The sequence below is a fragment of the Flavobacterium sp. CAU 1735 genome (genome assembly GCF_039888695.1).
Taxonomy (GTDB): Bacteria; Bacteroidota; Bacteroidia; order Flavobacteriales; family Flavobacteriaceae; genus Flavobacterium.
Map to the genome: position 1 here is coordinate 152,198 of NZ_JBDQQQ010000001.1, position 19,411 is coordinate 171,608.

The window sequence follows — 19,411 nt, forward strand, 5'->3', positions numbered from 1 at the left end:
TTTGTAATTTTGCGGCAAAATGTAGATGATGGTCAAGATTGGCAATATAGAATTACCGGATTATCCGCTATTACTCGCACCTATGGAAGATGTGAGTGATCCGCCATTCCGCAGGTTGTGCAAATTGCATGGTGCGGATTTGATGTATTCCGAATTTATCTCTTCGGAAGGATTGATCCGTGATGCGATGAAGAGTCGTAAAAAATTGGACATTTTCGATTACGAACGACCGGTAGGAATTCAGATTTTCGGAGGTGATGAAGAAGCGATGGCATTATCGGCCAAGATCGTGGAAACCGTAGAGCCGGATCTGGTAGATATCAATTTCGGATGCCCGGTAAAAAAGGTAGTTTGTAAAGGTGCCGGAGCAGGTGTTTTAAAAGATATTGATCTGATGGTTCGTCTAACCAAAGCCGTGGTTAAAAGTACGCACTTGCCGGTAACGGTAAAAACCCGTTTGGGATGGGATGACGATTCGATTAATATCGATGAAGTGGCCGAACGCTTACAGGACGTCGGAGTTCAGGCGCTTACGATCCATGCGCGTACCCGTGCACAGATGTACAAAGGACATTCCGACTGGACGCATATCGAACGGGTAAAAAATAATCCGAGAATCACGATGCCGATTTTTGGTAATGGCGATATTGATAGTCCGCAAAAAGCATTGGAATATAAAAACCGTTTTGGCCTTGATGGCATTATGATCGGGCGTGCGGCGATTGGTTATCCTTGGATTTTTAACGAGATCAAACATTATTTTGAGACGGGTGAATTACTAGCAGCACCTACCATCAAAGACAGAGTGGAAGCAGCACGAAATCACCTTACCTGGTCAATGGACTGGAAAGGCGAACGCGTTGGGATTGTAGAAATGCGCCGTCATTATACCAATTATTTTAAAGGCATCCACGGATTTAAAGAATACCGTCAGAAACTGGTTACTCAGGATGATGGAGCGATACTGTTTAAAGTATTCGAAGAAATTGAAGAGGCGTATGCCGATTATCAGATGACATAAAAAAAGAGCTGTTCGAACAGCCCTTTTATATAGGAAACCTGCCAGAATGAATCTGGCAGGTTTTTTTATACTTCAACACGTTTCCATCGACCTCTTCGGTATAGGAAGATACTGGCGATCGTAATTGCTGTTTCGGCAATCGGAACCGAAAGGAATACCCCGGTTGGTCCCATTTTATAATATTTAGCTAACAGATATGCTAACGGAATCTGGAACAACCAAAATCCGAAAAAGTTTACCCAGGTTGGTGTCCAGGTATCTCCGGCTCCGTTAAAAGTATTAATCAATACCATTCCGATACCATAAAAAACATAGCCTAAGCACATAATATGCAATGCCTCAACCGCGATGTTTTTTACCAGTACATCATTGGTGAAAAAACCGATGATATAATGCGCAAACAAAAATGTAACGACTGTAATTACAGCCATAAAGGCCACATTATATTTAGCGGTTGTCAATACTGATTTTTCAGCGCGTTCTACCTGTTTGGCACCGAGATTTTGTCCTACAAGGGTAGAAGCGGCATTACTTAATCCCCAGGCTGGAAGGATAAAAAACATCATGATCCGCAAAGCGGTTTGGTATCCGGCCGATCCATGATCACCTCCGGTTGTAGCGACCAGTTGCGCTAAAAAGATCCAGCTACACGAAGCAATTACAAATTGTAAAACACCCGGAGCGGCAATTTTGATCAGTGCTTTTATCTGTTCGGAATCCGGAACAAAATAGGAAGGGATGATTTTTAAAATGCCCCGTCCGTTAAACAAATGATACAATTGATAGAGCACACCAATACTTCTTCCGGTTGTCGTGGCAATTGCGGCACCGGTAAGTCCGAAAGCCGGAATCGGTCCGAAGCCATTGATCAATATCGGACATAAAATGATGTTACAGATATTGGCCAACCATAAACTTTTCATCGCGATAGCCGCATTTCCGGCACCGCGAAAAATTCCGTTGATCAGAAAAAGCAGTATAATGCATAAGCTACCACCCATCATAATACGGGTAAAATTTACCCCATAATCGGCGGCTTCCTGCGAAGCACCCATTAGTAATAAAATATCTTTAGCGAAAATAAACCCGCCAATGCTGATAATACTATTAATAAAAACTGCAATAATAATGGCCTGCATACCAGCTTTGGCTGCGGCAACCGGATCTTTTTCCCCGATACGACGCGCCACCACGGCGGTTGCCGCCATACTGATTCCAATGGCAAGTGAATAGATAATCGTGATCACCGATTCGGTTAAGCCTACGGTTTGAATGGCATAGCTGCTATGTTCCAAATGACCTACAAAATACAGGTCGACCAAAGCAAAAACGGATTCCATCAGCATTTCCAAAACCATAGGAATGGCCAGCAGGATTACCGCTTTTTTGATACTACCACTGGTATAATCGAAGTTTTCGTCCCCTTTAAGGGCTTGTTTGATGGTGTTGAAAATTTTAAAAAGAGTGCCTTGCGGCCTATTTGTTTCTGTCATAATAATTAGGATTAATGATTGATAAGATCCCGGTAAACGGGAAGGGAAGTGAAATCGAAATGTCCTAAATTATCTCCGGATAGGTTAGGACGATGCAGAAACTTTCATCGGCGTTCAGTTATAATGAGCGACAAATATAGAATTTATTTTTCAGGAGAAAATCTATTGCAATAATTTTTTACTCACGCGGCTGGAGGCGATAAGCGATGCCAGAAAGCCTAAAATAACGATCGTCAGTAATACGGTAAGGATGTTCATAATATCGAAAACCACCGGATAGGCCATTGTTGGTGTGACCATGATCAATGAAAACTGTTTTTGCAGGATAACCACAATAATACCAAGTACTAAACCGATTAATCCGCCGGTTACGGTAATCAAACTTCCTTGAAGTAAGAAAATACTTCTCAGATGTTTGATTTCGGCACCGAGATTAAAAAGTGTTTTCAGATTGGCTTTTTTATCCAGAATCATCATGATCAAGGCACCGATCAGATTGAATAATGCCACGATGATCACTAATGTAAAGATCAGGTATACGGCAATATTTTCGGTATTCAGCATTTTGTAAAGACTGTCGTTGAGCTGCGCACGGGTTTTGATCGAAACGGTGTCTTTAAAAATCGATTTGATTTCGGATAACGCCTGATTTTCATCGGCTCCGGCTTTAAGCTGAAATTCGATGGCAGTCACCTGATTGGGTTTGTACTGTAATAATTCCTGCGCCAATCCTAAATCGGAAAAAACGTACTTGTTGTCCAGATCTTCGTTGATGGCATAAATCCCAATCGGAACCAGAACCGCTTTGTTAAAAGCATCGTTCGGATTGTCAATCGTACCTTTGCCGGGTTTGGGTACAAAAACTTCAAAGGTGTTGTTGTAATCGAAAAGTCCCATCGACAATTTGTTGGTAATGCCATATCCCACGACTACCTGACTGGTATTTGGATTGAGCCATTGACCGCCGTAAATTTTCTTTTCAAACGGATTGATTTTTCGATAGATGCTATCCACACCTTTTAAATAAGCCACCTGTTCCTTACCGTTAAAGTAGAACAGGACGCGTTCCTCGACCACTTTACTAAAAAGGGCGATGCTTTTGGTGTTTTTGAGCTGTTTTTCCTGTTCCGGACTTATGGTTAGAAATTTGCCGGTTTTTCCGAACATTTTTAAATCGGGATCGGTATCGTTGGCAAACGAAAGACTAAACTCCCGTAGGCCACTAAACACCGAAAGCACGACAAATAAAGACATAGCACTAACAATAATACCCAGCGATGCAATACCGGTAATGATATTGATCGCGGTGCTTTTGCTAAAACTAACGGTATATCGTTTGGCTATGTAAAACGGGAAATTCAATTACGATTTTTTTCGTTTGATTAGAAGTTCCGGGTTTTCGATCGGATTTTCGTCGCCGCTTAATGCTTTGTCGATTTTCTCGATATAATCAAGACTATCGTCGATATAGAAAGCCAGATTGGGCACTTTGCGCAATTGTAGTTTTACACGTTGTGACAAATCGTGTTTGATCAATGGAGTGTTGCTACGGATAGCGTTTAGAATTTCCGCACCTTTGTCGGCCGGGAAAATGCTCAGGTATACTTTGGCGATAGATAAATCGGTGGTTACACTTACTTTCGATACGGAAATAATTAGATTGCTAATTCCGTTTTTACGCACTTCGCCCTGCAGAATATCAACAAGATCTTTCTGCAAAACGGTTCCTATCTTTTTTTGTCTATTTGTTTCCATGATGCAAAAGTACAATTTTTTGGATTGTAAAGTTTTAAAGTTGGTGGCGGATAAAGTTTTTTATCTTTGTTTTCGGAAGATAACGACCAAAAAAACAAAACAGCAAGTAGTACAATGAGAAAAATAGAGCATATCGGGATAGCGGTAAAAGACCTGGAAGTGTCCAATGTTATTTTTGAAAAATTATTCGGTGCGCCGGCCTACAAACAGGAGGAAGTGGCTAGTGAAGGAGTGAAGACATCCTTTTTTATGAATGGGCCGAATAAAATCGAGTTATTGGAGGCTACCACTCCGGATAGTCCGATTGCCAAGTTTATCGAGAAAAAAGGCGAAGGGATTCACCATATTGCTTTTGATGTAGAAGACATTGTTTCGGAAATCGCCCGTTTAAAATCGGAGGGATTTACGGTATTAAACGAAACACCAAAACGCGGCGCCGATAACAAACTAGTGGCCTTTTTGCACCCTAAAGGGACCAATGGTGTACTGGTAGAACTGTGTCAAGAAATTTCGGAATAAGTTTGCACTAAACGAAAAATAGTAGTAATATTGCAGCCTCTAAACCGGTCCTATAGCTCAGTTGGTTAGAGCACCTGACTCATAATCAGGTGGTCCTTGGTTCGAGCCCAAGTGGGACCACTGGTTAAAAAAAGAAAAGCCTTACAGAAATGTAGGGCTTTTTTGATTTTACACCTGACAGGTTTTCAAAACCTGTCAGGTGTTTGTGTTTGGTATATATGACTCCTGTAGCAGGCATCTGACCCACAGGTTCTCCTATTTTGGTCATTATATTTCGAATCACATTTTTAGTGCTATTATTTGGTCTATAATTATAATGATATTTCTGATCTTGTACCTCTATTGTAAATAAACCAGTTTTTTTAAATGCTGTTCCTCCATAAGTTGCTGCTGTTTCATATTTTAATTTTACAAAAGCTTCATGGGTTTCAATTGAAAAATATTCAGTAGCCTTAACTTCTAAAACAGACCAATCAATTAATCTATTATCTACATAAATGTCTTTACCTTTTCCATTTAACCACCAATTATCAGCCTCACTTTTTTGTAGTTTACCATCACCATTTGTATCCCAAGGTTGTTTTATTGGGTCTTGCTGCATCATTGCATGTGATACATTATTTTGTCTACTATTAATAAATCCCGTTTCCTGCCAGCTTGTTGTACTTTGATAATTCGAAAACTGCGGTGTTGCGATAGGCTGTGCCTGAGTTTTAGGAGAACCGCCAAACAGGGATTTAAAGGAACTGTATAAAGAATCAAAAAGTTGGTCATGTCATTAACCGCATTGTTATAATTTCGGGCACTAAAAACCTGGTTGCCCCAGTCTTTTATTCTCCATCGATCGTAGTTGTCGTGAAAGCATTTAGGCAAAAAATTAGCTGTCGACTTATATTATTTCAAAGCTATTAGAGAAATAAGTGGTGTTAATTTTATCTGATGATTTGCCATATACAATTTTTAATCTAAACTTTTTAAACTTTAAAAAATTCTTCAAATAGAAAACTTTTTTAATAGATATATTCTTTTTTACTATTTGATGTGAGTTAATAAGATTTATGACGGACACTCTTGATTCTGGTTGACTTATATCATTGATTAGTTCAATCCAACGATTGTCATAATATTCGATGCTTATGTAATAATATTTTTTTTCAGAATTATTATTAATTGTAAACTCAATATTTTGGTTTTGATTATAACTTTTCTTTAAACCTTCAATTTTGATTCTATCATTATTATTTAAGGTTAAAGCAGAAAAAAGAAAAACATACAAAAAAAGCAAACTTTTCATAATATAATAGATTTAATTTTAGTAATACGTTTTGCCTAACGTCGAAGTATTAGGTGTTGGATAATTAACAATAATTTTTATTGATGAATGTGTTTGAGCATAATTAATTAGTTTAGGGAAAAATCCCTTTCCGACTTCGATACAACCATGTGAGTATCCTTTATGAGAATTGTGTAAATAAAAATTACTTCTGCCAAAAGTATTTGTTTCTGAACTGGGAGTTAATCTTGCTCTTATTGTACCCCAACCGGGATAACTATATGTGTTTCCTGAATTTGTTGTATATGTAGATGGTATTTTTTGAATTCCCATTCCAGGAAGAGTTTCTCCAATAGAAGCATTAATAGCTACAGTTCTGTTAGTATCTAAACTTAAATTAGTATTATAATTCCCTTCAGGTATTGGGCCAGCATTAGGCGTATTTTGCATACTTGAATTTTGATATCCAGGTAACCCAGATGTTGCCGGAAATCGATCAATAACCTTTCCTTTACCATCGTACCAAGTAATATCTGATCCATTATAAACAAGATAATCAGCTCCTCTTTGTTCTAATGGATGAAGTGCATAACTCAACCCACTATTAGCGTTATTACTAAATCCGGTATTTTGCCATCCTGTTGTACTTTGATAATTTGAAAACTGCGGTGTTGCGATAGGCTGTGCCTGAGTTTTAGGAGAACCGCCAAACAGGGATTTAAAGGAACTGTATAAAGACTCAAAAAAGTTGGTAACGTCATTAACCGCATTGTTATAATTTCGGGCACTAAAAACCTGGTTGCCCCAGTCTTTTATTCTCCATCGATCGTAGTTGTCGACAGCTAAGTGGATTAGACTTCCAATGCCAATTTGACCTCCGGAACTAAGACCTTCCGGATTGTTGTGTTCATTGCCGTAAATTTCCCCGCTATAATCCACATATTTTAACGGGTTGTTTAAACAATACCCATAGCGATTATAGTTTTGCGTATTATACGTATCCTGAATATAAGCATCGGGCGACAGGAAGCGGTGTAATTTGGGGAATTACACCTTTTTTGAAGCTACTCGCTTAATCCGTGCTCCAATTCAATTTTTCGTTGCCATTCTCTTTTTTCTTATACCCAAAACACTATTTGCAGCGTTTGTATTTACTGCAAAAAACATTATTGAGGAAGTACAACCATTTTTTATTCTACATAAAATAAATCTATAAGTTTTTCTAATAATTTACCTTCAAAAGTCAACTCATAATTTATGTCAAATCCTTTTTTCTGTAGCTCATGACCTGCCCAATCACGTATTTCATTGGCAGTTTCTATATCAATTTCTATAATAATAAATTGATCTTCTTTCCTGATATGCTTCAGCTTTAATTTTAATGCTCCGTATTCTTCAGGAAGACTATAGTTCAGATAGTCAAACTGATCTTTGTTTAGTTTTAATATCATTGTCCTAATTGTTTTAAAAGTTTCACAGCCTTACTTGAAGATGTCGGATTAACAGATATAATCTGCCCTGTCAGTGGATTAACAACGCCTTCGGCATATCTACCAATAAAACGTTGACTCTGGCGACCGAATTGGTCAGTAACAATATTTCCTGTTTTCAATGGATTTTTTATTGCGTCTAAAATACTATTGGGTTTAACACCTCTTTCTATTATTCTATTTAATCCGTGTTTAGAAAAACCCGTGATTTCAATGCCATTTGCGGTCTTAATACCCCCCTTAGTAGCAATGTTACCCCCCGCTTTAGCAATACTTCTAGTTGCAAAACTGCTACTAACTCTTGCTGTAACTTTTGATAATGCATTCGCGGCTAGCATTTCTGCTTCTGCTATCGGAATGGCAGAAACTAACTTCACTCCGGATTCCGTACCACTTAGTGCATTTCCGTATCGATCCTCACCGGTGATATAACCGCTTAGGCCATCCCAGGCTAAAGCAATGGGATTTATCTGATCCGTTAAATATACAAATTTATGAAGGTAATCCATAAAACTGCCACTGCCATCGCCACCATATTTAACCCCATCTAAAAACCCCGTTTCCTGCCATCCTGTTGTACTTTGATAATTCGAAAACTGTGGTGTTGCGATAGGCTGTGCCTGAGTTTTAGGAGAACCGCCAAACAGGGATTTAAAGGTACTGTATAAAGAATCAAAAAAGTTGGTAACGTCATTAACCGCATTGTTATAATTTCGGGCACTAAAAACCTGGTTGCCCCAGTCTTTTATTCTCCATCGATCGTAGTTGTCGACAGCTAAGTGGATTAGACTTCCAATGCCAATTTGACCTCCGGAACTAAGACCTTCCGGATTGTTGTGTTCATTGCCGTAAATTTCCCCGCTATAATCCACATATTTTAACGGGTTGTTTAAACAATACCCATAGCGATTATAGTTTTGGGTATTATACGGATCCTGAATATAAGTATCCGGCGACAGGAAACGGTGTAATTTAAGGGATTAATACCTTTTTGAATAGCTACTCGCTTAATCCGTGCTCCATTTCAATTTTTCGTTGCCATTCTCTTCTTTCTTTTTGAGTTATTTTGGGATCTTTGTTTTCCACACCAAATCGCATTTCAAAATAATCTTTTCTTTTAAAACCACACGATTTTGCTATTAAAAAATTGGGAAATGTGGAATAGTATAGATTATAATCCCTAACACTCGAATTGTATTTTTCAACAACCGTATTTGTTTTTTCTATATTATCTAGTGTGTTCTTTAGTATGTTTTTCTTATCAATATTGACTAATTGATCATTTTCAGAATAGAACTTTATGAGGGGAAGCATATATTTATTCGATAAATATTGTTTATAAACCAAATCAGGATTACATTCTCCTATATCTTTTCGATTTGCATTATATTCTCTTAAATATATACTCAAACTATCTGTATATTGAATGTTTTGTGAACCTCCATTAACTAAAATTCTCAAAAGACTGTTTTTTTTATCTTGTATATGTAGTAATTCAGTCCAATTGTTATTGAGGGTTTTTAGTTTATGGTCTAAATTATTTTTAGTACTATTCTTATAGACAAAATATAAACCCATAAATAACAAAGTAATAATTAAAAATACGGTTACTGAAATTATTAATGCTTTTCTCATGTCTACTATATTTAATGAATTTTTACCATCCGCTTCCTATACCATCGCCACTAAAGCCTCCACCTCGAGGTCTTTCGTTAGGTGCTACATGTTTATAATAAGTATTTCTATCCAGATATTTTATTGAAGTTGACAATGTACTATTCTCCGCATGTAAATATATAATATTAACATATAGTGATGCGGATGTTTTAAGCAACATATAATCTGTTATTTCTCCTGCTCCAAAGCTATTTTTAATGTTTTTTACTATCTCTATGCCTTGAGAGTATATTTTATTAATATCATGACTTTGCTGATTCCCATATACTTTGTCGAAATGTTCTCTAAATCCTGTTAATAATTCTCCCGGTTCAGTAATTGCAAGTAAGGCTTCCGCAACGAGAGATTGTGCCATTATTCTATTTTCATTCCTTTTAAACCTTTTGCCTAGCCTTTCTGCTATTCGCTCTCTTTTAGTCGGTGGATCTTGTTGATAGATCGTATGATTCACCCCACTATTAGCAGCATTATTAAATCCCGTTTCCTGCCAGCCTGTTGTACTTTGATAATTCGAAAACTGCGGTGTTGCGATAGGCTGTGCCTGAGTTTTAGGAGAACCGCCAAACAGGGATTTAAAGGAACTGTATAAAGAATCAAAAAAGTTGGTCACGTCATTAACCGCATTGTTATAATTTCGGGCACTAAAAACCTGGTTGCCCCAGTCTTTGATTCTCCATCGATTGTAGTTGTCTACAGTTAAGTGGATTAGACTTCCAATGCCAATTTGACCTCCGGAACTAAGACCTTCTGGATTGTTGTGTTCATTACCGTAGGTTTTCCCGCTATAGTCCACATATTTTAACGGGTTGTTTTACTTAGGCTTCTTATGCTTTACAGAATTTAACTATTTTCTTTTTTATTTTGTAATATCAATATCTTCTAAAGACTTTTCTTTAATAATCTTTCTCAATTCAGAATATGTAATCTTTCTGATAATGGTATCGTTAATAATGTCTTGTGAAAAATAAAGGAGATTACTTTTTTTGGTTCCATCGAATATGTTGTGTCAACTGAAATTAATAAATATTTCTCATTATACTTGCAATCAACAAGTCCACTATTAATTAACAGTTCATTATTTTTCATAAGTCTATTATTACTGCCTCCTTCAAAATCGACTTCATATCCACCGAATGGTAATTTATAGTAATTATCAGATGTATTACAAGATAATAATGTGATTGCTGTTGAAATAATTAGTGCTCTTTTCATAGTCTAGTATTTAGGTCCTCTTTCGAAATTGTAAACTCTTGGAACAGGTGTAACTATTGTATTTACGCCTGTGAAGTTAATTTTATATTGAATGCCGTCACCAGCTACCCATCTACCTATAGTATTTGCTGGATTTCTAATGGGTGAACTTAAGTATGCACCGTGCTGTTCAAAGTTATATGTATCAGAAAGTATTCGAACCTGATTATTGCCTAAATACATTAAAATTCATTATCTAGAGCAGTATAAGGTAATTCGCTTATAATCTTACCCAATTTTGTTTTAAATAGTATCTTTTCCAAATTAGTATCGACATTTATCGTAAATGGCTCTTTTATTTGTGCATTTGAACTCATAATTAATGACCAAAACCTGCCTTTTTTCTTAAAAATATAGATATTGATGCAGGGTAAACCTGAACACCCTATAACTTTCAAAATTAAAATTGTACTGTTTTTAGTTTTAACATCTCTCGAATAGACTGAAGAAAAAGGGACTTGATTTTTGCCCCATTCTAGTATCTTATTTTTATCAAAAAAGACAAATTCAGTAATAGTGTCTGAGAAAACAAAATGTGATTCAAGAAAGTCTTTAGTTTCTTGCTGTTTCTTTTGTTTTTGTAAAGTGAGTTTTTTGTCAATTCTGTTTTTTTTGAAAATTTTATTAAACCAATCGGATAAATCCATCTCAAAAAATGCTGTTTTATTATTTTTTACAATGACAGGAGTTGTATCTTTTATGAAACTATTCATTGAATCATAGAGTTCATTTACGATTTCTTCCTTTTTTTTCCAATGTAATTCTTTAGTGGACAAACCTTGTGAATAAGTATGCATACTTGATAAAGTAAGCAATGATAACAAAAAAACTATCTTCTTTTGACCCATAATTTTATTCCTCCATTTTGATAATTACCATGATGGGCACGTATCGGATTAGTAATTAGACGTCCTGAGTAATCGACATTCCTAATAGGAGTTATCCCCGGTTTATGAGACCAGTTGCCTCCTCTATCCTGGCGATACCAGTGATAATCATTTCCTTGGTCAATAACTAAATATACGGAATAATAGCCATTTTTTCCAAAACCTAACCTGTTCCAGAAATTAGGTTGTTTAATTCGACCATCACTTATCGCTGCTTTTGTTACATTATCTAATGTTATAGCAGAATGGCTGGTAATAGCATGCTCACCATCATTTCCAGGTTGTAATCCCCAAGGATTTCCATTATCAATATCATCTAAAGCATAGCTGTAACAATTGTTGGTGAGTTGTATTGTTGGATCAAAATCAATTATATTGCCATCCGCGTCAGTATATACATCGCCACCATCATTCCATTTATCAGGTTCATAAGCAGGATTGTCCTTCCATGCCCAAGGGTTATAATATCCTCCTGTTCCATAAGTCCAACCACCTGACCCATATCCGATATTCATACCCATTCCCCCGACATCATTTCCAAGAAAGTTTATGCCAACACTTACTCCCCAATCGAAAGAACCTAGCCCACTATTCATGTTGTGAGTATAAGAAATATTTCCTCCAGCATTAAAAGCTCCAAATGAAACATACACAGCAGCACCTGTCGTTGTACTCCAACTACCGGAGCGAAAACCATAATCGAAGCTTTGGCTTATCGTAGCACCTGATCCCAAGCCTGTGCCACCTACACGAAAACCTATTTCACTATACACGCCTACTGAGCCGCCATCACTCCACCTAATGTTAATTCCTGCTCCTAATGGTGCTCCCATAGGTGTAAGGTTAAATCCCAGACTTATGCCATTTTTACCAATACTCCATGTGAAAAATTCCCCACTAGTGTCATTATATTTTAGTGGATTATTCCAACAATAGCTATAACGATTATAGTTTTGCGTATTATACGTATCCTGAATATAAGCATCGGGCGACAGGAAGCGGTGTAATTTCGGATCGTATATCCGTCCGTTCATATTAATAATGCCTACGCTTTGAATATGTTCGTGTCCGGTATACCCTCTGTCTAAAATGGTTAACCCTGCCAAGTTGCGACTTTGTCCGTCCTGTACTTTTACAATTGCACCCCACGGATCGAAAAGGCGTTTTTCAACAATGGCACCCGACTGATTGGTAATCGCGAGTATACTGCCTTGATAGTCACGGTGTAAATAGAGGTATTCGGCTGTTGTTCCGTTGTCTTTTATAATTGCAGGAGCGGAATAGGCATCACCACCTACAAAAAAGACAAAAGAAGATTCTCCGGTATTTTGATTGGTTGTGATTTCGACACTACCGCCAAAACCATAATCCTTACGGAATTGCCGCTGCGTGATATTCGTTTGAAATCCACCGTAAAACATCGCAGTTCGATAGCTAGTATCATTGTATTTGAAATCGATTTTTTCGACACCGGTTTCGGTAATAGTTGTGGGCTTTTGGGAGATACCGTATTTAACGTCCAACTGTCGTAAATCGGTTTTCGGATTATTAGTTTTACGAATCCGGATATCGTCAAACCAAACATTTCCACCACCATTATTGTCAACCCGAATATTTAGTTTTTTAATGTTAGAAGGAACATAGACGGTTCGCTCCAGATACACCCATTGGTGGGTCAGTTCAGTATACTTATCGGCCACGATAGTATAATACCCGGTTTCGATTTCGGAGTTCATAAACAGAAAAATCTGCGATGAGGGTCCATCACTATATACCCATCCGGAAAAGGTATAATAGGTGCCATGCGGGTTATCAATCGGAATCCAGTAATCGGAATGTAGTGTTTTATCCGAGTCGGTTGGATTATGAATTTTTAGCGAATATTTTCCGGATTTGGCTTTGGAATCGTCATATATTGGCTGACCAAAAATGCTCCATCCGATACCTAAATCTGACCATCCTTTTTGTTCTTCCATGCCGTCGTTAAAAATCCCTTCGCGGTTTTGATAATAGGAAGCGTCCTCTATGTTCAGGTCGATGGAAGTGTTTTGATAGGCCTTGTCGGCATTGGTGTAATTATATTGACCTAAATTATTTTCAGTAATACGGCCACGATCGTCGTAGTGCTGCGTTTCAATGATTTGTTTTCCAATCCATAAGTCATCGATATAAAAGAATGTTGCCGTACCGACATCGTTACCCAATCCATCTTTGTCGATATTTAACGTTACATAAGGATACTGGGTTACGGTATGCTCGAATTCAAGAATACCATTTTGAGCATAACCTTTAAAGGATTCATTCCATAATCCGCTTGCCGGATCAGATTCTACTACTAAAACGCGGACTTGATTCGTAGTTCCTTTAGCAACTTTGACTTTTATGGAAAACTTGTCTCCAACTTTAGCCTGAGTAAGTATGGTTTTTCTAACCCCGGCGTAACCTTGCGTTGCGGTTACTTTTAACTGTTCGTTCTGATTGGAGGTCACCGCGCCGAGTTGTGTTCCGAATTCACCGGTTCCCGAATGAAAATCGTCACTATGAAGGGTAACAAGCTCTTTATTCCATTTTACCAGACGATCCTGATTGTCGTATTCAAACGGTTCGTAGGAGGCGAATAAACTATTGGAACGATTGTTTAGATTTTCCCTGACAGGATCAAAAGTAGTTGTGAAATTAAATAATGATTCGGATGTATTCCGGGTTTCGAAAACGGAAGGGAATCCATAGGTGTCATAAGTGTTTATTTGTGTTAAACCATTTCCAAAAGAGCTGTTAGTGAGTTGTCCTCGTTGATTAACACTATTTGCAGACCATAATACCTGATGGGTTGCATTGTCTAAAATCTGATGGATATAGCCATTTTTATAGGTATATTTAAAGGTTTGGGTACTGGTCTTGTTATTTGTTAACGAAGTTGCGGTTAATTTTTCTTTGTCGACTCTTCCAAAGGTATCATATGTTAGCTCTTTTATAAATGTTCCTGTTTTTGAGGTAGTACTAATTTTTTGAGGTCTTTTAAAATCATCATATTCATAGTTTTCGATGTGGGAATCATCAGAGGAGTTTAAACTATTCATAATGCTGCCCGCCAGTGTTCCGTCTGTATTGTAGTTGTACGTGGTATAGAAGTTGTCATTTGACTGTACTGTTTTTGCTATTATGCGGCCCAATGCATTCCGGGTATATTCGATAGTTCCTTTAGGGGTTTCTTCGGTTATGATTTCTCCCAATGCATTGTATTTGTATTGATAGGTTCCGGCAGAAGGATCTTCGAGTTTTGTTTTTCGACCCCAGCCATCTTGTTCTGTAACAATACTGTTACCGCCATAATTTACCTGTTTTAGTCTGCCGTTGGCAAAGTATTGCTGCGTGATAGCGTTGCCTGAACTGATATCATCGGTTTTGGAAAGGATACTATTGGCAGCATTTTTAGTAATGCTTTCGGTTTTTAAACCGTCGAATATGCTGGTCGTTAAACCGGTATATGTTAGGATCTGAGTTTTTCCGGTTGCGGCAATACTCTGGATAATTCGGTCAAATTGGTCGTATTTAACGATATTCCACTGACTTGGTGCTGAACCAGTATATGGCTCACTACTTTTGATAGTGTGCCCGTAAATGTCGTATACATAATCGATATAGCTAATCGAACCGTCAATGTTTTTAACGCCGGATTTTATAATCCTTCCAAGGTCGTTTGATAGCGATTCGCTATAACTGCCATCATCACCGAAAACTTTTACAAGTGCTTTTTCATCGACACCCGAATAGATAAAAGTAGTGTTGAAATAATCAGTTGCTTTTGTTTTTCGTCCCCAAAGATCATATTCATTGGTTAGGGTTCTGCCATCAGGAGTTGTAATGCTTACGGGTAATCCATTCAGGTCGTTATAGGTATATATTGTATTCAGTCCTTCTATATCGGTACTTTTTGTGATAAAACGACCGCTCGTGTCATATTCTGTACTATTAATTCGGGGTGCCATCCCGTTTGCTGTCAGTGTTTTTTTGGTGATATTTCCGAACGTATCGTATTCATAACGTGTTGTCACATAATCGGTATTGTGTCCTTTGGTTTTGATTTCCGATACTAAATTATTGGCCGTATAGGTGTATATTTCTTCTGTGTTCATTTGACCATCGCCATAGGTTTCGGTATTCTTTTGGGTAGGACGACCAATGCTATACGGAGTTCCTTGTGGCTGGTTGAAATATTTCAAAGTAACCACCGCTTTTTTGTCAACCGTATTTCCTCGTTTGTTAACAGTGGTATTGGTTAACAGGTTATTGAAATCATCATAGGTGGCGACTATTTCGGTTGTGGTGCCTTTCAGACTGTTTATAGTAGTTGAGGTGTCTGTCTTAATTTTAAACACCTTATTGGGAAGCAGTGTACTGGAATACGTATTGGTCGATTTAATGATAAATGATGTCGGAGTAAAATGCGCCGATGGGATAGCCAATCCGGTAACGGTATAGCTTTCGGATAAAGCGCCGCGCTTGGAAATATCGAATTTCGAAATAGTGGAAATGACTGCATTATTGTCGTTATACCAATTGGTGTTCATGGTGGATCGGAAGCCTAAAAAACCCAATCCATCGACGTTATATACCGCGCCACAATATTTATAATCCTGTTTTTTATATTCGTTTTTACTTTGTCGCTCCAGTCGGGAGACTACCGAAATAGAAGGTGCATTGCTGATATCGGCATTCGGATAGTTTTCGATGTTGGGACTATCGTTATATACAAGGTCAAAAGTGTTGGTGTCCGGAGCTATCAGCGGATGGTAGGTGATGCGGTCTTGTACGCCATTACCAAGTGTTATTGAATTTAATTTGGTGTCTTTTGCGTTAGATTTGGCTGTTTTAAAATTAAAAATGTTGTTTTTAGAGATAAAACTGATATCCTGACTGTTGTTGATTTTGTCAAAGCTGATAAAAGCCGGAAGAGAATATCGGTCGACAGTTGACGAAGCAGGAGTTGAGGCACTACCGGCGGGAGCAAAATTGGTGCTGGTGTTTTTATAATATTGAACCGTAATAGAGGCTTTTCCGGAGTTACCACAGCCGATATTCTCCACATACAGTAAGTCTGTTTTTCCGTCTAAATTAAAATCGGTTGGAATAATATGACGGACAAAAGAGCAATCATTTTCCTGTGTACTCGGGTTATACGGAATGCTGTAATTGTGCTTGGATTTTATAAAGGATATGCCTGTCGAGGAATATTTAACAAAGTTATGACCGTTACCGGTTGGAAGTATAAAATCTGCTTTTCCATCGCCATTATAGTCACCCATAAGGATTGGGTAATTCAAATTAATACTACTATCAGCATAGGTAGATAATTGAATTAACCGGTTGTTGTCGTTAAGCGTATATATGGTCACTTTTCCGGAATCGAAAACCAGTATGTCCGATTTACCATCGCCATTATAATCCACAACTCGAATAATGCTATAGTCGGTCATTGCCAATTGTCCGGCATTATTCACAAAGTCATTCGTTAATCGCTTATCCAGATTCACAAAATAAGAACCTCCTCCTAAACGTACCCGATCATAAGTGTTATGTTCGTATGTTTGGGTATAGGAGATCGATTTTTCAACAGCAATAAGATCGGTAAGTCCGTCACCATTAAAATCGCCACTTAAAAAAACTTTAGGAATGTTTACAACGATTCGTTCCTCGGTCGGTTTGTTAGGAATTGATCTGAATTTTCGAAACAGGAACGAATCCTGAAAAGAAAGTTCTTTGCTATAATATTGTTCATTGTTGTAGTAAATAAGCTCTGGAAATACGTACGACTTGCGGTACTGAAAATACACCGGAGAAGCCGTTCCTGCCGCGTAGGTGCTGAAAGTTGTTGTATTGTCGGATGGATTGGTTTTAATTAATGTCCAGGCTTGTGTTTGCATTAATTTGTAGCCATAGGAAGAACTCCCGCCCAGCCATGAAACCGGGACGATTTCATCGAAAGATTCGGGTACGGGTATTTCTGATCCGATGTTATACTGGCTTTCCTGAAAGTCGGTAAACAGCCAGTATTTTTTTTGGGTATCCGATCCGGAAGTCGGATACAGAATAATATCTGTCTTCCCATCACCATTAAAATCTCCGGTAACAGTTGCCGCATTTTTGTAGCTTATATTGTTTACCGATAAGTTTGTTGTAATTGGATTGTAAGTAAGAGTGTCGGGTGTGTCATCATAGGTAAAAACAGTAGGATTCCGACTTTTAACAATGCCTCCGTATTCTGAGGACTCCGTAATACTGGCTAGCCTTTCATAACCTAATGAATTGATATCATGGGTTAAGGTGTATTTTCTATAATGATAATCGGAAAAATTGGTTGGGTGTATCAGTATATAATTTAGTATATAGGCTTCTGTAAAAGGAATTCCGCCGATATAGGCATTTTCGGAACGATTTCTTTTTTTATAATCAAAATAGATCGTATTGTATCCCGGATTCGAGCCAATAGCACCATAGCTTATTCTCATGATGCGGGAAATGTTTAAAAACTTGGCGTAAGAATAGTTGATGCGGATACCCTGAGGGTTTTCCCAATAGTCGATAGACCATTTTATTTCCGATCGCGATTCGAGGTGGTTGCCATACTGAGCTTTTGAACCGTCAGGGTATTCTACCAGAAAATACTGAGGGCCATAGGTAGCACCTAATGGAGAAACACCAAAAGAGGTCACTTTTGTAGTCGAAAAATTTTCGGTTTCATATACCGTTCCATTGGCGCCATAAGTGCCGGAGGTACCATTTTTAATCACTAACCGCTGACCATCGAGCGCAAAACGATCCAGGTGATCAAAGTCGACAGGATCAAAAATTCCGTCATGATATTTGGTGGATGGAATTCGGGTAATGGACGAGAGTCCGGAAACCGACCAGCCATAACCGGCGATATTATTTCCGCTCTGACTGTCGTACGACAAGCTGATTTGAGGGACAATATCCTTTATTCCGGGTAATACTTCGATAGGAATCGTATAGTTTGCTGCACCGGACAGGGACACTGATAGTCTTCCTGCGGTGATGCCCACTTCGGATATCCCCTTGTGTGGTGTTTGTGATGCAGCTGGAATAAGCATAAATAAGGCTGATAGCATAAGGAAAGGTGCAATTTTTTTTGCCATAATTGAATGGTATTGAATCGAAAAATCAACAGAAAATTCACTTAACAGGAGAGAGGGAAGATGTGTGATGAACACATAAATGTTTATGGTTCCGAACTGTTTCTTCGAAAGATTAAAAACTAAATAGCGAGGAGAATTATTTATTCCTGCATTTTTAAACAGTTGTTATGGAGTTGGGAATGGAAAATTAAAGTTGCCTTTTTAGATTGGCCAAAAAGTGATCTTTCTTTCCAGTTTAACGAACGTTTTGTCTCGGTTTTTTTGCGAGAATAAACTGATCATATAATGTCTAAAAAGTAAAAAAAGAAAATAGGTGTTAGAAGTATTAATGAAAATAGAGGTATTGTAGCATTTTTTTGAAAGGAAACACTTTAAAGCTAGAAGTGTCGTTTGTAAAATAATAGCTCTCCTGGGACATAAATAAGTCTTGTTGGGACAATTAGTCTAATTTTTGCAGATAAACAGAAAAAACGGAGTATTGGTCTATTTTTTTAAGGAAAAAGATTGTTTTGTTAAAAAAACTTGCTACATTCGTGTCCTGCAGAACTACTGGAAGAAAGGCCTTTTTTCTGTGTGAAATTTGCGATTATTTCAAATAGATTAACAATTTCTTGTAAAATATTTTTTATTCACGTTAAGAATATTTTTTATTTTTGCCAAATGAAAAACAGCTTTATAAAAATAGGAGTCTTTTCCTATTTCATTTTAAATACACTGTCAGCTATTGGAGCGCCGGTACCGCCGCCTCCGGAAAATGGTGCACCGCCACCTCCGGGAGCGCCTATAGACGAGCGCCTTTATTTACTGTTGGGTGTAGGGCTGTTATATGCATTTTACTATTACAAAAACTATCATACAAAAAAAGCGTCCGAATAATCGGACGCTTTT

At 37.8% G+C, this 19,411-nt stretch carries 16 protein-coding genes and 1 tRNA gene; 4 read left to right on the forward strand and 13 right to left on the reverse strand.

Going from position 1 to position 19,411, the window contains the following annotated elements; genetic code table 11:
* The first annotated feature begins 28 nt into the window (after positions 1-28).
* Positions 29-1,021: a tRNA dihydrouridine synthase DusB gene (gene dusB, locus AAFN64_RS00865; protein ID WP_300487584.1), complete on the forward strand. Its 993-nt coding sequence runs from the start codon at positions 29-31 to the stop codon at positions 1,019-1,021.
* Between the two features lie 65 nt (positions 1,022-1,086).
* Here the strand turns inward: dusB and AAFN64_RS00870 are convergent, their stop codons facing one another.
* The 3 genes from AAFN64_RS00870 to rbfA all read right to left on the reverse strand — a co-directional run bounded on the left by AAFN64_RS00870 (position 1,087) and on the right by rbfA (position 4,269).
* The gene (locus AAFN64_RS00870; protein WP_347758958.1) at positions 1,087-2,514 is read right to left on the reverse strand and encodes an MATE family efflux transporter; all 1,428 of its coding nucleotides are present in this window, start codon (positions 2,512-2,514) and stop codon (positions 1,087-1,089) included.
* Positions 2,515-2,676: 162 nt separating this feature from the next.
* Positions 2,677-3,876: an FtsX-like permease family protein gene (locus AAFN64_RS00875; RefSeq protein ID WP_300487515.1), complete on the reverse strand. Its 1,200-nt coding sequence runs from the start codon at positions 3,874-3,876 to the stop codon at positions 2,677-2,679.
* The gene (gene rbfA / locus AAFN64_RS00880) at positions 3,877-4,269 is read right to left on the reverse strand and encodes a 30S ribosome-binding factor RbfA (RefSeq protein WP_136403449.1); all 393 of its coding nucleotides are present in this window, start codon (positions 4,267-4,269) and stop codon (positions 3,877-3,879) included.
* Between the two features lie 114 nt (positions 4,270-4,383).
* On the opposite strand from rbfA, the gene mce reads away from it, so the two are divergent.
* Positions 4,384-4,788 (forward strand): methylmalonyl-CoA epimerase, encoded by a 405-nt coding sequence (mce, locus tag AAFN64_RS00885; protein WP_300487509.1) that lies wholly within the window; start codon positions 4,384-4,386, stop codon positions 4,786-4,788.
* A gap of 46 nt (positions 4,789-4,834) precedes the next feature.
* Positions 4,835-4,908, forward strand: a tRNA-Ile gene (locus AAFN64_RS00890).
* Positions 4,909-4,912: 4 nt separating this feature from the next.
* On the opposite strand, the gene AAFN64_RS00895 is transcribed toward AAFN64_RS00890, so the two are convergent.
* The 10 genes from AAFN64_RS00895 to AAFN64_RS00940 all read right to left on the reverse strand — a co-directional run bounded on the left by AAFN64_RS00895 (position 4,913) and on the right by AAFN64_RS00940 (position 18,523).
* The gene (locus AAFN64_RS00895) at positions 4,913-5,392 is read right to left on the reverse strand and encodes a hypothetical protein (RefSeq protein ID WP_347758961.1); all 480 of its coding nucleotides are present in this window, start codon (positions 5,390-5,392) and stop codon (positions 4,913-4,915) included.
* Positions 5,393-5,677: 285 nt separating this feature from the next.
* Positions 5,678-6,082 carry a hypothetical protein gene (locus tag AAFN64_RS00900; RefSeq protein ID WP_347758963.1) on the reverse strand — a complete coding sequence of 135 codons (405 nt, stop codon included), beginning with the start codon at positions 6,080-6,082 and terminating at the stop codon, positions 5,678-5,680.
* An 18-nt stretch (positions 6,083-6,100) separates the two neighbouring features.
* The gene (locus tag AAFN64_RS00905; protein ID WP_347758964.1) at positions 6,101-7,000 is read right to left on the reverse strand and encodes a tlde1 domain-containing protein; all 900 of its coding nucleotides are present in this window, start codon (positions 6,998-7,000) and stop codon (positions 6,101-6,103) included.
* 251 nt (positions 7,001-7,251) lie between these two features.
* Positions 7,252-7,512, reverse strand: coding sequence for a hypothetical protein (locus AAFN64_RS00910; protein ID WP_347758965.1), 261 nt, complete (start codon positions 7,510-7,512; stop codon positions 7,252-7,254).
* Complete coding sequence (locus AAFN64_RS00915; protein WP_347758967.1) at positions 7,509-8,423, reverse strand: hypothetical protein; 915 nt, start codon at positions 8,421-8,423, stop codon at positions 7,509-7,511. Before AAFN64_RS00915 ends, AAFN64_RS00910 begins: the two co-directional genes overlap by 4 nt.
* Positions 8,424-8,550: 127 nt before the next feature.
* On the reverse strand, positions 8,551-9,186 hold the full coding sequence (locus AAFN64_RS00920; RefSeq protein WP_347758969.1) for a LemA family protein: 636 nt from the start codon (positions 9,184-9,186) through the stop codon (positions 8,551-8,553).
* A gap of 22 nt (positions 9,187-9,208) precedes the next feature.
* Complete coding sequence (locus AAFN64_RS00925) at positions 9,209-10,021, reverse strand: hypothetical protein (RefSeq protein WP_347758971.1); 813 nt, start codon at positions 10,019-10,021, stop codon at positions 9,209-9,211.
* 113 nt (positions 10,022-10,134) lie between these two features.
* Positions 10,135-10,440, reverse strand: coding sequence for a hypothetical protein (locus AAFN64_RS00930; protein ID WP_347758972.1), 306 nt, complete (start codon positions 10,438-10,440; stop codon positions 10,135-10,137).
* 221 nt (positions 10,441-10,661) lie between these two features.
* The gene (locus AAFN64_RS00935; RefSeq protein ID WP_347758974.1) at positions 10,662-11,327 is read right to left on the reverse strand and encodes a hypothetical protein; all 666 of its coding nucleotides are present in this window, start codon (positions 11,325-11,327) and stop codon (positions 10,662-10,664) included.
* Complete coding sequence (locus AAFN64_RS00940; RefSeq protein ID WP_347758976.1) at positions 11,309-18,523, reverse strand: FG-GAP-like repeat-containing protein; 7,215 nt, start codon at positions 18,521-18,523, stop codon at positions 11,309-11,311. The genes AAFN64_RS00935 and AAFN64_RS00940 overlap by 19 nt, the downstream gene beginning before the upstream one ends.
* A gap of 660 nt (positions 18,524-19,183) precedes the next feature.
* Between AAFN64_RS00940 and AAFN64_RS00945 the strand changes: the two genes are divergently transcribed.
* The gene (locus AAFN64_RS00945; protein WP_300487843.1) at positions 19,184-19,399 is read left to right on the forward strand and encodes a hypothetical protein; all 216 of its coding nucleotides are present in this window, start codon (positions 19,184-19,186) and stop codon (positions 19,397-19,399) included.
* Positions 19,400-19,411: the final 12 nt, after the last annotated feature.

Coding starts and splice junctions, on each gene's coding strand:
- dusB (WP_300487584.1), top strand. CDS start 29: ATGGTCAAGATTGGCAATATAGAATTACCGGATTATCCGCTATTACTC.
- AAFN64_RS00870 (WP_347758958.1), bottom strand. CDS start 2,514: ATGACAGAAACAAATAGGCCGCAAGGCACTCTTTTTAAAATTTTCAAC.
- rbfA (WP_136403449.1), bottom strand. CDS start 4,269: ATGGAAACAAATAGACAAAAAAAGATAGGAACCGTTTTGCAGAAAGAT.
- mce (WP_300487509.1), top strand. CDS start 4,384: ATGAGAAAAATAGAGCATATCGGGATAGCGGTAAAAGACCTGGAAGTG.
- AAFN64_RS00895 (WP_347758961.1), bottom strand. CDS start 5,392: ATGATGCAGCAAGACCCAATAAAACAACCTTGGGATACAAATGGTGAT.
- AAFN64_RS00900 (WP_347758963.1), bottom strand. CDS start 6,082: ATGAAAAGTTTGCTTTTTTTGTATGTTTTTCTTTTTTCTGCTTTAACC.
- AAFN64_RS00910 (WP_347758965.1), bottom strand. CDS start 7,512: ATGATATTAAAACTAAACAAAGATCAGTTTGACTATCTGAACTATAGT.
- AAFN64_RS00920 (WP_347758969.1), bottom strand. CDS start 9,186: ATGAGAAAAGCATTAATAATTTCAGTAACCGTATTTTTAATTATTACT.
- AAFN64_RS00930 (WP_347758972.1), bottom strand. CDS start 10,440: ATGAAAAGAGCACTAATTATTTCAACAGCAATCACATTATTATCTTGT.
- AAFN64_RS00935 (WP_347758974.1), bottom strand. CDS start 11,327: ATGGGTCAAAAGAAGATAGTTTTTTTGTTATCATTGCTTACTTTATCA.
- AAFN64_RS00940 (WP_347758976.1), bottom strand. CDS start 18,523: ATGGCAAAAAAAATTGCACCTTTCCTTATGCTATCAGCCTTATTTATG.
- AAFN64_RS00945 (WP_300487843.1), top strand. CDS start 19,184: ATGAAAAACAGCTTTATAAAAATAGGAGTCTTTTCCTATTTCATTTTA.